The 13,166-nt window shown below is 62.0% G+C and carries 10 protein-coding genes; 3 read left to right on the top strand and 7 right to left on the bottom strand.

Annotated elements, in window-relative coordinates:
• Window positions 1-27 precede the first annotated feature (27 nt).
• The 5 genes from R2R70_RS04050 to R2R70_RS04030 form a co-directional block, all read right to left on the bottom strand.
• Window positions 28-1,755, bottom strand: coding sequence for a thiamine pyrophosphate-binding protein (locus tag R2R70_RS04050; RefSeq protein WP_279833467.1), 1,728 nt, complete (start codon window positions 1,753-1,755; stop codon window positions 28-30).
• A 109-nt stretch (window positions 1,756-1,864) separates the two neighbouring features.
• Window positions 1,865-2,656 (bottom strand): aldolase/citrate lyase family protein, encoded by a 792-nt coding sequence (locus tag R2R70_RS04045; protein ID WP_410977332.1) that lies wholly within the window; start codon window positions 2,654-2,656, stop codon window positions 1,865-1,867.
• Window positions 2,657-2,659: 3 nt separating this feature from the next.
• The gene (locus tag R2R70_RS04040) at window positions 2,660-3,949 is read right to left on the bottom strand and encodes a TRAP transporter large permease (protein WP_107334689.1); all 1,290 of its coding nucleotides are present in this window, start codon (window positions 3,947-3,949) and stop codon (window positions 2,660-2,662) included.
• Window positions 3,946-4,527 (bottom strand): TRAP transporter small permease, encoded by a 582-nt coding sequence (locus R2R70_RS04035; RefSeq protein ID WP_284726952.1) that lies wholly within the window; start codon window positions 4,525-4,527, stop codon window positions 3,946-3,948. The genes R2R70_RS04040 and R2R70_RS04035 overlap by 4 nt, the downstream gene beginning before the upstream one ends.
• 2 nt (window positions 4,528-4,529) lie before the next feature.
• A complete protein-coding gene (locus R2R70_RS04030) occupies window positions 4,530-5,507 on the bottom strand; it encodes a DctP family TRAP transporter solute-binding subunit (RefSeq protein ID WP_054556958.1) in 978 nt (325 codons plus the stop codon).
• 718 nt (window positions 5,508-6,225) lie between these two features.
• On the opposite strand from R2R70_RS04030, the gene R2R70_RS04025 reads away from it, so the two are divergent.
• Complete coding sequence (locus R2R70_RS04025; protein WP_410977331.1) at window positions 6,226-6,993, top strand: hypothetical protein; 768 nt, start codon at window positions 6,226-6,228, stop codon at window positions 6,991-6,993.
• Between the two features lie 150 nt (window positions 6,994-7,143).
• On the opposite strand, the gene R2R70_RS04020 is transcribed toward R2R70_RS04025, so the two are convergent.
• Window positions 7,144-8,451, bottom strand: a complete 1,308-nt coding sequence (locus tag R2R70_RS04020; protein WP_410977563.1) for an O-acetylhomoserine aminocarboxypropyltransferase/cysteine synthase family protein — start codon at window positions 8,449-8,451, stop codon at window positions 7,144-7,146.
• A gap of 184 nt (window positions 8,452-8,635) precedes the next feature.
• Window positions 8,636-9,757, bottom strand: coding sequence for a helix-turn-helix transcriptional regulator (locus R2R70_RS04015; protein ID WP_410977330.1), 1,122 nt, complete (start codon window positions 9,755-9,757; stop codon window positions 8,636-8,638).
• A 163-nt stretch (window positions 9,758-9,920) separates the two neighbouring features.
• Here R2R70_RS04015 and R2R70_RS04010 point away from each other — a divergent pair, with 163 nt between their 5' ends.
• Both R2R70_RS04010 and R2R70_RS04005 read left to right on the top strand, forming a co-directional pair.
• Window positions 9,921-12,083, top strand: a complete 2,163-nt coding sequence (locus R2R70_RS04010) for a TonB-dependent siderophore receptor (protein ID WP_410977329.1) — start codon at window positions 9,921-9,923, stop codon at window positions 12,081-12,083.
• A gap of 104 nt (window positions 12,084-12,187) precedes the next feature.
• Window positions 12,188-13,039 (top strand): alpha/beta hydrolase, encoded by an 852-nt coding sequence (locus R2R70_RS04005; RefSeq protein ID WP_410977328.1) that lies wholly within the window; start codon window positions 12,188-12,190, stop codon window positions 13,037-13,039.
• Window positions 13,040-13,166: the final 127 nt, after the last annotated feature.

Genomic DNA, 13,166 nt, shown 5'->3' with positions numbered 1-13,166 from the left:
AGGCGGGAAGGCGCGCCTCCCTGTGACTTACTCGGCCGCGTTGCGCGTGAGGGCATCTTCACGGATGCCGCTGAGCAGCTTGCCCGGGGCGATGCCGTCCGGGTCATAGCGCAGCTCGATCAGGGCCGGCAGACGCTCGCGGTCGGCGAATTCCAGGGCGCGCTTGAAGCTTTCCTCGAAGTCCTCGTCCTTCTCCACCACCTGACCCAGGCCGCCGTAGGCGGTGACCAGCGCGGCGAAGTCCGGGTTGGTGAAGGTCAGCGCGATCTCGCGGCCCGGGAAGTCGTTTTCCTGGTGGGCGCGGATGGTGCCCCACATGCCGTTGTTGAACACCAGCACCACGACGCCGAGGCGGTACTGCAGTGCCACGCCCAGTTCCTGCAGGTTCATCTGGAAGCAGCCATCACCGGCGTAGCAGACGGCGGGGCGTTCCGGGAATTCCAGCTTGCTGGAGATGGCGGCGGGCAGGCCGTACCCCATGGAACCGACGGTCGGGGCCAGCGAGCTGCCCAGGCCACGGAAGCGCACGTAGCGGTGTGCGTAGAGCGCGTAGTTGCCGGCGCCGACGCTGATGCAGCCCTTGCCATCGAGAATGCGGTCGACGGTCAGGCTGACCTTGTCCAGGCTCAGCGGGCCCGGCGACGGCTGCTCTTCCAGCGTGGCCAGATAGGCGGCGCGCGCCTCGCGGGTAATGCCGGACCAGCGCGGCGCGCTATCCGGGGACAGGGTGGAAAGCGCCAGTGCGAAGCCGTTGACGTCGGTATTGATGGCCAGCGTCGGCTGATAGACACGGCCCAGCTCTTCCGGGTCTGCGTAGATATGCACCAGCTTCTGGGTCGGCACCGGCGACTGGATCCAGCTGTAGCCTTCGCTGGTGGCTTCGCCGATACGGGTGCCGACGGCGATCACCAGGTCACTCTCGACCAGCTGCTGGCGCAGTGCATCATGCATGCCCATGCCGACGTGACCGGCGAATTGCGGCAGTTCGGCATCGACGCACTCCAGACGGCGCCAGGCGACACCGGTGGGGATATCGAAACGCTCGGCGAAGCCTTCCAGCGCGACCTGGGCATCGCGGGTCCAGCCGCTGCCACCGACCAGCAGGAAGGGACGCTCGGCAGTCGCGAGCAGGCTCTTGAGCTCATCGAGCTGCGGCTGACCCGGGTAGGTGGCCAGACGCGGGTGCGGCTTGACGTCCGCGACCTGGGCTTCGCCCCACAGGGTGTCTTCGGGCAGCGCCAGCACCACCGGCCCCGGGCGGCCGCTGCGCGCCACCTGATAGGCACGCGCGATGTATTCCGGAATGCGTGAGGTGTCGTCGATCTGCGCGACCCACTTGGTCATCTCGCCGAACATGCGGCGGTAATCGATTTCCTGGAAGGCTTCGCGCTCGATGAAGTCGCCCCCGACCTGACCGATGAACAGGATCATCGGCGTGGAATCCTGATAGGCGGTGTGCACGGCGATGGAGGCGTTGGTGGCGCCCGGGCCACGGGTGACGAAGCACACGCCCGGCTCGTTGGTCAGCTTGCCGTAGGCTTCGGCCATGTAGCCTGCGCCACTTTCCTGGCGGCAGACGATGGGCTCGATGGCGCCCTTGTGCTCATTGAGCGCATCGATGCACGGCAGATAGCTTTCGCCCGGCACCAGGAAGACACGCTTGGTGCCGTGCAGACGGATCTGGTCGACGAGGATCTGCCCGCCATTGCGCAGCGGCAGGGTGGAAGCGGAGGAAGTGTTCGCGGCCTGAGTCATGGGAGTGCTCTCGTTGTTGTTGAGAAATCAGTGTTGAGAAATCGGTGTTGAGACGTCGGTACTCTTGACGCGGTAATGAATTCGGTGCGGCGCTCGTGAGGGCAGCGGCTCAGGTCTGAGGGACGGGCATCGGGTCAGCGCCGCGAGCGGGCATGAGGTCGTAAAGCGCTTCGAGCTGTTCGGGGTAGATGACGCAACGCGCCTGCAGCCCCTGCTGATTGGCCCAGTGCTGGTCGGTGCCCAGCCCGTGCTTCCAGCGCCACGGGCCATCGATGGCCAGCCGGCGATGGGTCTTGCAGGCCCGCGCCAACCGCTGACGCCACGGCTTGAGCCTCTCGGTGATGGTGGCGGCGGGCTGGTCGGGCATCAGGCCCAGATCCGCAGCCAGATCCCCGGTACCGATCAGTGCTCCCAGCAGGCGTGGCGTGTCATCGCCCGCGGCGAGCAGTTCCTCGGCGGCCAGCAGTCCGGCCTGGCTTTCCAGCGTCGCGACGCTCTTCAGACTGCCCCGTGTCAGGCCATGCAGGGCTTCCTGCTCGGCGAGGGCGTCATCCAGCGCAGCCAGCTGGGCGCGTTGCTCGACGGCGGGCAGGAAGATGGCGGCGGGAGTCCCGGTGGGATCGCCCAGGGTGGTGCTGATCAGCTCTGCCAGCTCTTCGCGACCGCCGTGCTCCAGCAGGTTGAGGCGCACGGCCGGCCACACCTTCAGGGCACGGGCGCGTCTGGCGAAGTCGGCGAAGCGACTGATGGCAAGCTTGCGTCCGGCGGCCGGGGTGAACTCTTCGAGATCGACGACGATGGCATCGGCGCCGCTGGTGAGGGCGGCCTGCAGACGGGCGGCATCGTCACCCGGTACGAACAGCCAGCGCTGGGGAAGCTTGTGGTCCATGGCGGTGGTCATCACTCAGCCCTCCATCAGGTTGGGCAGGAACAGCACGAGTTCCGGAATGAAGGTGATCAGCATCAGCACGGTCAGCATCGCGCCCAGCATCAGGCCCAGCGGGCGCAGCGAATCGCTGACGTTGATGCCGGCGATGCGACAGGCGGCCATCAGGTCGATGCCCAGCGGCGGCGTATTGGCGCCGATGGCCAGATTGACGGTCAGCAGTACCCCGAAGTGCACCGGACTGATGCCGTATTGCGCCAGCAGCGGCATCACGATGGGCGTCACGATGATGATGATCGCCACGCTTTCCATGAAGGAACCCAGCACCAGCAGCACGGCGGTCAGCAGCAGCAGGACGCTGATGCGGCTGTCGGTGAATTCGCCGATCAGCTGGGCGATGGCCTGCGGCACCTGCTCGTAGGTCAGGCCCCAGGCGAACATGCCGGCCGCACCGATGATCAGCAGGATGGCGCCGGTGGTCTCGGCAGTTGCCTTGACGCTGTCCAGGAAGCCGCGCCAGGTCAGGCTGCGATAGACACAGGTGCCGATGATGATGGCGTAGAGAATCGCGGAGGCGGCGGCTTCGGTGGGCGTGAAGACCCCGAAGCGGATGCCACCGATGATCATCACCGGCACCATCAGGGCCGGCATGGCGCTGAGCAGGGCGCGGCGACGCTCGCCGGGCACACGGGCCGCGACACCACCCGACCAGCCATGCTTGCGTGACATGTAGAGGGCGACGCCGACCAGCGCGACGGTCAGCATGAGGCCGGGGATGATGCCGCCCATGAACAGCTGGCCCACCGAGGTATTGGAGGTGGTGCCGTAGACGATCATCACGATGCTGGGCGGAATCACGGTGCCGATGGAGCTGGCGGTACCGACCAGCGCACTGCTGAAGCCCTTGTCATAGCCGTTGCGAGCCATGGTGGGCAGCAGCATGCTGCCGATGGCGATCACGTCCGCCACGCCGGAGCCGGACAGCGCGCCGAACATCATGCAGGCGAGCACCGCGACCACCGCCAGACCGCCGCGGATGTCACCGACCATCGCCATGCACAGGCGTACCAGGCGTTCGGTCAGACCGGCGCGGTTCATCAACTGGGCGGCGAGCACGAACAGCGGGATCGCCAGCAGGGTGAAGCTTTCCATTCCGGCCACGAATTGCTGCGCCGAGACCATCATGGGCGCGGCACCGAAGGCCAGCAGGTAGAAGAGGGCCGACATCAACAGCGCGAAGGCGATGGGAATGTCGATGAGGATGCCGAGCGCGAATACGCCGAGCAGAGCCAGGGCGCCGAGAGTCATGAGGCATCTCCTTGGCGTGGGGATGACGTGGCGTCATCGGCCAGGGTGTCACGGGAGGTTGCGGTCGGCGTCAGCAGGTGCTCCAGCTGTACCAGTGCCATCGCGGTGCAGCACAGCGGCACGGACAGATAGACGATACCGGCCGGAATCTGCAGCGCGGTGGTGGTCTGACGCATCGTGATGGCAGACAGGTCCATGCCTGCCTTGGCCAGCAACAGCAGCATGATCAGGATCATGGCGTCAGTGATGCGTCCGGTGATGCGCTGGATACGCACCGAGCGCACCAGCAGCGGCAGCAGGCCCGCGCTCAGGTGAGTGCGGTTGCGGGTGCAGGACACCGCGGCCAGCAGGGTGGTCCATACCAGCACCAGTTGCGGCAATTCTTCTGCCCAGTGCGGCGGCTGACCCATGACCCAGCGCATGAAGACGGTCCAGATCACCAGTGCCGACAGCGCGGCAACTCCGCTGGCAGCCAGGGCCAGACAGCCCCGGCAGCTCCAACGTGAGAGGGTGATCATCAAGGTACGCACGGCACACAACACGGCCAGCGGCTTGACGGAGGGAGAGGCGGAAGACATCGTTACTCGCCCTTGCGGTATTGCTCGACCAGGCCCATCAGCTCAGGCCCGAAGACGTCGGTGTACTCGGCCCACACACCCTGCACCTTGGCATTGAAGGGCGCGGTGTCGACCTCGTTGACCTGCATGCCTGCCTCTTCCAGCTTGGCGACCAGCTCGGCGTCATCCTTCTGGGTCATCGCGCGCTGCTTGTCACGCCATTCGTCGGCGCTCTTCTGCACTGCGGCCTGATCCTGCTCGGAGAGCTGATTCCAGGTGAAGTTGGAGATGGTCAGACACGCCGGTGCCCAGACGTGGCCGGTGAGGGAGACGTAGTCCTGCACTTCGCTGAAGGAAGAGGAATAGATGATGGCCAGCGGGTTTTCCTGGGCATCGAACACGCCCTGCTGCAGCGCGGAGTAGAGCTCACCGAAGGACAGCGGCGCCGGGCTTGAGCCCAGTGCGGTGAAGGTGTCCAGACGCATCTTGTCCGGCGTGACGCGAATCTTCAGGCCCGCGAGGTCTTCCGGGGTGGTGATGGGGCCACGGTTGTTGGTGACGTGACGGAAGCCGTTTTCCCACCACGACAGGATCTTCATGTTGTGCTCGTCGGCGACGTCCTCGAGCGCATCGCCCAGCTTGCCATCGTAGGCGGCGTAGGCGTGTTCGCGGTCCGGCCAGGAATAGGGCAGTTCGACGATGCCGAAGCGGGCATCCAGCGGCTGGAAGGAGCCACAGCCGATCACGCCAGCCGGCACGCTGCCGATCTGCATGCCTTCCACGACCGTCTTCTCGTTGCCGAGCTGTCCGCTGGGGAAGACCTGGAAATTGACGCGGCCATCAGTGGCCTCGGCGACATCCTTGGCAAAACCTTCCGCAGCGATGTTCCAGCTATGGGTGGGCGCCAGCACGTGGCCGAGCTTGATATCCTGAGCCTGAGCGGCGCTCAGCGGCAGGATAGCGGTAGCGGCAATTGCAGCGGTCAGCAGGGTACGCTTCATCGGGACACCTCTTGGAGTTGTTATCGTTGTGACAGGCGCCTCTGTGTGCGCCTTGATCCAAGAGTGTGTTCTGTTCGTGTATTTCGGTAGTTTCGATTTTTTATTCTTGGTATTAATCAGATTTATGCTGGGTCTCGATGGTTCGCCAATCCTGGAGTTCAGTCCGTTTATATACCGTTATCTTGGTGGGGGGCATGACTGACTTCAACAAGTTTGAGGGGGGCAATACGCGTAAGAACCCTCTTGATCAGTGCAGCTGGCGAGGCCTGGAGCGTAAGGAGTGGAGAGTGAGAAGAAGATCGTGAATATGCTGCTCATGGCGCCGGAAAGAAGGTCAAGCTATTGCTGATCAATGCCACTCTGGCAGGGATGTTCACCATCGATGCTCTGCGATACATCGCGTGCCGAACTGGAGGCTAGGTCTGCTTTACCGCCGAGTTCCTCGTTGCGATGACAGGCGGGTAATCATCAGTGGGTACACTCGACGCAAATCTTGACTGCCAATCAGGAGGAAGACAATCCCTAGACCATGATCACGCGCACGCTGTGTGAAATATGATGCTTTCGTTCAGTGAATTGATAGTAGTGGATCTACGTCAAGCAAAGGATCAATCACCAAGCGGCTTTGCGTATCAATTTCACCAATGTTGCATGAGATTGACTAGTTTACAACAATAAATTAGAATTGATTGATATAAATGATATCATGAGGCGTGTAATGCTAGAAAAAACCAACAAGATTTCTCGCGGGTACTTTTATGTTGCTATAGTGTTGTTGGTGTTTTGTGTCAATATTGCTATTCTGCTTGCTCAGCATCACAGTTTGATACCGGCGTCGATTTATATATTTGGGTGGTCTATTTCTGCCAAGATCATCAGTCCTGTCGTTTATTCCACCACATTGGCTGTCATTGTTTCTGGATTCATCGTCAATGAGATGAAACCAACTTCGCATATGCTGGTCGGGCTTTTACCGATTCCTATCATCCTACTTGTGTCCTATGGAGCATTCTACACTCCAGAATATACAGGATATGGATGGATGAGTAAGAGACATGCGCAGCCGCCTCTGGAAAGCATGGAATTCTTTGGACCCCGAGACGAAGCCAAGAGGGCAATATCTCCATTCTTTGTGACGATATATAAGAAAATTGGAGATCGGTCTGAATATTCGGAATGTCCCTATCGTCTGGTTGAAAAGGCAGGGCCTTTTTATACTTCCAAAAGTTATGACTTTGAACCCGATAGAAGTAGTCTGTCTTATCCTAGTCGTTTTGAGATCGAGAGAGGGAAGAGGCTGGGGACTGATGACGAAAGAGCTGAGAAATGCAAATCGATGATGAAGAGTATCATGTCTCAGCATGATTGGGTAAAGTTGGATGATGCCACGTTCAAGAAATGGAATGATGCAGATTATATATCTGATTATAATAAAAACTCCAGTTTCAAGACGGATCTCTGGAATCTTTACTATGTGAAGCCATAGCCATAGCCATAGCCATAGCCATAGCCATAGCCATAGCCATAGCCATAGCCATAGCCATAGCCATAGCCATTTTCGATTTTCCGTTTCTGTTGGCCTATAGCCCATGAGGTCTCATCTCCTCATGGGCTTTTCATGTTCTTCAATCAGCCCTTACACAGTGGCCTTGTCCAGCGCCTGGCTGACATCGGCGATGATGTCATCGATATGCTCGATTCCCACCGAGATACGCACCAGATCCGCCGAGACGCCGGCCTTGGCCAGTTCTTCCTCGTTGAGCTGACGGTGAGTGGTGGAGGCCGGGTGGCAGGCCAGCGACTTGGCATCGCCGATATTGACCAGGCGTAGAATCATCTGCAGCGCATCGATGAACTTGCCGCCGGCGATGCGCCCGGCTTCGGCCTTGTCGTCCCCTGTCGCGTCCGTCTTGATGCCGAAGCTCACGATGCCGGAGGCCTTGCCGCCGGTGATCTTCTGGCAGGTGGCGTGATAGGGGCTGTCGGGCAGCGCGCCGTAGTTGACCCAGCTGACGCTCGGGTGCTGCTGCAGATACTCGGCCAGCGTGAGCGCATTGCTGCAGTGGCGTTCCATGCGCAGGCTGAGGGTTTCCAGGCCTTGCAGCAGCAGGAAGGCGCTCTGGGGTGACAGCGCCGCGCCGGTATTGCGCAGCGGCACCACGCGGCAGCGCCCGATATAGGCAGCGGGACCGAAGGCTTCGGTGTAGACGACGCCGTGGTAGGAGGGGTCCGGCTCGTTGAGAATCGGGAAGCGCTCCTTGTTGGCGACCCAGTCGAACTTGCCGGAATCGATGATGATGCCACCCACGGTGGTGCCGTGGCCGCCGATGTACTTGGTCAGCGAGTGGATCACGATATCGGCGCCGTGATCGAAGGCGCGGCACAGCACCGGCGTGGCGACGGTGTTGTCGACGATCAGCGGTACGCCATGCTGGTGGGCGATCTCGGCCAGGCGCGCGAGATCGACGATGTTGCCGGCAGGATTGCCGATGGACTCGCAGAAGACGGCGCGGGTCCTGTCATCGATCAGTGCCTCGAGGCCAGCGAAGTCATCGAAGGCCGCCATGCGCACCTCGACCCCCTGACGCGGCAGGCTATGGGCGAACAGGTTGTAGGTGCCGCCATACAGCTGGCTGGTGCTGACGATGTTGTCGCCGACCTGCACCAGCGCCTGGATGGCATAGGTGATCGCCGCCATGCCGGAAGCCACCGCCAGCGCCGCGATACCGCCCTCGACGGCGGCCATGCGCTGCTCCAGCACGTCATTGGTCGGGTTCATGATGCGGGTGTAGATGTTGCCCGGCACCTTGAGATCGAAGAGGTCCGCGCCGTGCTGGGTATCATCGAAGGTGTAGGAGGTGGTCTGGTAGATCGGTACCGCCGCCGCCTTGGTGGTGGCTTCCGAGGTATAGCCGTGATGCAGGGCGAGGGATTCCAGCTTCATGTTGTCAACCGACATGACAGTGTCCTTGTGCGAGAGCGTGGCGAGATCTTGTTGTGTCGTGCTGTTTTTGCGTGCTGTTGTCGTTCTTCCGTATGCGGCTGCGGTCTGCCTGCACCGCCAGCAGAGCGCATGCCGCAACGACGCTCAACATTAGCAACGGGTCATCGCCAAGTCCAAGCGTCGCTCACGCCGGCACCACCGGCCGTTGACTGGGCGGTACGCCGAACTGGCGGCGAAAGGCAGTGGCGAAGTTGGCCGCGCTGCGATAACCCGCCAATTCCGCTGCGGCTTCAATCGTCAGCTTGCGGTCCTGCAGCAGGTGCGCCACTCGGGTCAGTTGCCGCCGCCGCAGGTCCTGCGCCAGGGTCTGGCCGTAGGCGTCGCGATAGCGGCGCTGCAACTGGCGCACGCTCATGCCCAGCCGCGCCGCCATCTCCGCCTGGCTCAGATAGGCGGCTTCCCCGCTGTGTATCCAGTCTTCCAGCCTTGCCGCCCAGTGCTCGCCAACCCCTTCGGGAGTCGGATGAGAAAGAGAGGCGCTGGCCGCCAGACATTCGCTGATCACTTCCAATGCCAATGACTCGATGCCGAGGCGCAGCGCCAGCGTCCCCGGCCGTTGGCGGCTGAATTCCTCCAGTCGCTCGATCAGACGCGCAGACGGCTGCCAGGCGTAATGGGCCAGATGCCGCGTCTCGGGCATGAGCTGGCTGGCGCGTGATACCCCCAGATGCAATTTCAACCACGCCGGCGTCAGCGACAGGATGGCGCTGTGCTCCTGCGCGCCTTTCACGCTCTTGAGCGCGAATTCCGTCACCTCATCGAGGGCGATGCATAGCGCGCGCCCCGGTGCCAGTGCATGGCTGTCCGGGCCGAAACTGACCTTCGGCTCCCCGCGCCATACCACGGCGATCTTGAGGGACGGCTCGATACGGGAGCGAATCATCAGATCGGCACGTTTGCGCACGCGGTTGAGGCGCATGAACAACCCCGGCTGAGCCTCGTGCAGATGCATGTTGCCGATCAGCGCGCCATCGCCTGACTGGCCCTCGGCAGGCTCGCATTGGTGGTCGCTGGTCAGGGCGCGCGCCATGCGGTGGACGTGTTCCAGCTCGATGATCCTGTGCCTTGCGCTCTCGCTTGAGGGCGAGGAGGAGGCTCTGGAGAACGCAGTGGAGGCGAAAGCAGAGGAGAAAGAAGAGGAGGGCATAGAGGAAGAAAGAGAGGAAGAAATGGAGGGCGAAGCGGAAAGCGCATCAGCGGTCGTCGTGGCACCGCCAGCGCGGCCGGAAAAGGAGGTAAGGCTCATCTTGTCGCACCTGCAAACATCACGGAGGGTTCCGCAAAGGTTTTTGTCGTCGTGGAGTGCCAAAATGCCCCGTCAATGCATCAAATGCAAATAATTATCATTAGTGGCGACAGGCAGTGAGCACAACACAATGAGCACGAGGCAAGGGGACATGATGAAGACGATGAAGACTCGCGGAGGCGTGCTGTGTGGGGCAAGGGCGCGTCGTTTGATGCTCGGGGCGGGCGTGGTGCTGGTAAGTCTGCCGGCGCAGGCGGACGAATCGACGCTGGTGCTGGATACGCAGCGGGTCACTGGTCTGCGGCTGTATGACATGGCCTCCAGCGAGGAGAGCGGTGGCTACAGCGTGGATGCCGCCACGGTGGGTTCCAAGGTGCCGGCCTCGCTGCGCGACATCCCGCAGTCGGTCAGCGTCGTGACCCATGACGCCATCGAGGACCAGAACTTCATCACCCTGGATCAGCTGGCGGCGCGTACGCCGGGCGTGCGGGTGCTGAACAACGACAGTGGCCGCTCGTCCATCTTCGCGCGTGGCTATGAGTACGATGCCTACAGCATCGATGGCCTGTCCGCGCCGATGTCGAGCCTGACGGGCTCGGTGCCTTCGCTGACCGCCATCGATCGGGTCGAGGTCATGCGCGGGCCATCCGGCCTCTTCAACAGCACCAGTGAGCTGGGCGGCGTCATCAATCTGGTGCGCAAGCGTCCGACCGATACCTTCCAGGGCTCCATCAGCGGGAGTGTCGGTACGCTGGATGACAGAAGCATCAGCGTCGATATCTCCGGGCCCATCGATGAGCGGGGCCGTATCCGCGGGCGTCTGGTAACCCGCTCCACGGAGCAGGCGCAGTGGGTCGATGACAACGACAACACGCTGAATGATTTCTATGGCGCGCTGGAACTCGATCTCGACGAGAACACCGAGCTGTCACTGGGCGTGATCCACAACACCAAGGACATCACCGTCAATCAGGGTCAGCCGGTGGGCAGCGATGGCGACTTCACCTACGGACGAAGTTCGGCCTTCTATGGTGCGGACTGGAACAGCTTCGAGAGCGACTCCACCGATGTCATCGCCGAGCTGACGCACCACTTCAGTTCGCGCGGTTATGGACGTCTGGCGGCGCGTTACAGTGATCGCAATGCCGATTACGAGTACGCCTACAGTGGCTCCGCGCTCAGTGACAGCGGCGACATGAGCAGTGTCGCGGGCTATGCCGGTTTCACCGATGAGACCTCGGTGAGCGTGGATGCCAGCTACACCCAGGGCTTCGATGCCTTCGGCAACCAGAACGAATTCGTGGTCGGGGTCGACTACAAGACCTCAGAGGCGGACACCACCGCGGCGCGCACCAGCAATCTGACCGGCTCCAGCGCCAGCATCAGCGAGCTGAACAACCTGGCCTATGTCGACATTCTCGGCAACGCGCGTGACGGCGTCAGTGGCTACAGCCTGTCGCGCACCAAGACCACCCTCGAAGAACAGGGCCTGTACGGCAAGGTGACGCTGCGTCCCGTGGCGCCGCTGGCCGTGATACTGGGCGCGCGGGTAAGCCATTTCTCGGCGGATTCCGAAGACAGGATCAATGGCGGCAGCAGCGACATGCAGGACACCGCTGTCACGCCCTACGGCGGACTCGTGTACGACCTGGACGCCGATCACTCCGTCTATGCCAGCTACTCCAAGGTCTTCGAGCCGCAGACCAGCGAAGGCGAGGACGGGGACCTGATCGACCCGCGGGAAGGCGAGCAATACGAGATCGGCATCAAGGGCAGCTATCTGGATGGCGCCCTCAATGCGCGCATCAGTGGCTTCCAGCTGACCGACAGCCACCGCGCGGCATCCTCCACCGACAGCAGCGTCGATTACTCGGTGGATTCCGGCAAGATGCGCATCACCGGTGCGGAGCTTGAGCTGGCCGGCAACATCACGCCGCAGTGGGATGTCATCTTCGGCTACACCTACATGGACTCCGAGGTGCTGGAGGCCGGCAGCTCCGATGCCCTGTTGATGCTGATGCCCAACAACATGGTCAATCTGTGGACCCAATATCGCTTCGAAGGCAACCTGCTGGACGGCGTATCCGTCGGTGCCGGCATGACGGCGCTGAGTGACTTCGACAACACCCAGGGCACCATCCATGCACCGGGCTATGCGGTATTCGATGCCATGCTCGGTTACCAGTTCACGCCACGACTCAGCGGCCAGCTGAACGTCTACAACCTGTTCGACCGCGAATATTACGTGCGCGCCGGTTCAGCCAGTGTCTTCAACTTCGTCGGGCGCCCGGCCAGCGCCGTTGCCACCATGAAGTATGAGTTCTGATGATGAGCCTCGGATTGCGTGCGCGCTTGAGGCTATTCGCCCGGCTACAGGCATGGGGGCTCATCATGCTGACATCCGCTACTGTCAGCTTGCCGGCCCTTGCCATGACTCACGTTGCTGATGAGGAGCTGCCAGGCACCACAACCTCCTTCACCCAGCATTCGCGCCTCACGGGGCATGATTATCTGATCCAGGTGGCATTGCCCAAAGTTGCGCCTCCTCCGGGAGGTTATCCCGTGCTGCTGGTACTGGACGGCAATCGCCATCTCGATCTGTTCACGGCGGTGCGGGATGTGCTGGGTCGCCGTGGCTTTGACAAGGCGCCGGCGAATCTCGCCATCGTCGCGGTCGGCTACGCGGGCAGTGACGATCAGGCAGAGGCGACGCGTACCACCGTCACGACACTGCGCTACAAGGACTTCACGCCACCGCTTACCAGCGGCACCGCACCTGAAGGCACGGGTGGCGGGGCGCAGTTTCTGGCCTATCTGACGCAATCCCTGACGCCTGAACTGACCTCACGCTATCCGCTCGATCTCAAACGTCCAGCGCTGGTCGGTCACTCGCTTGGCGGCCTGTTCGCGCTCCATGCCCAGCAGCAGGCGCCCGAGGCGTTCGGCGCCATCTTCGCGATCAGCCCATCGCTGTGGTGGCTGCAGGAGAATGACCAGGCCAACTGGCCGCTGCGTCTTGCCTGCTCCGAGGCGGCGGGCCCGGTGTTGATTGCCGCTGGCGGACGCGAGCAATCGCCGCAGCCACAGCGCAATGACCCGAAGCGGGACAGGCTGCGTGTCCAGCGCGCGATGATCGACAACGCCCATGCGTATGCGCGCCAGTTGGGCGAGCGCTGTCCGCAGACCGAGGTGCAATGGAAGCTGTATGAAGGCGAAGACCACGGCAGTGTGATGTGGCCCGCCGCGCGCTCGGTGATGGAAATGTTGTTGGGGGCACGCTGATCAGGCTTGCCTGCGTGAGAGCGTGCATGCGAAAGGAAGCAGCTAGACAGGGCGGATGCAGGCTCTGAGTGCAACACCCTATTGAATTGAGGGTGGTGCTTCATTGTGCTTTGCCATCAGTTCATTC

The organism is Cobetia sp. SIMBA_158 (assembly GCF_046566945.1).
Classification (GTDB): domain Bacteria; phylum Pseudomonadota; class Gammaproteobacteria; order Pseudomonadales; family Halomonadaceae; genus Cobetia; species Cobetia amphilecti.
This window is presented reverse-complemented; position numbering and strand designations above follow the sequence as displayed.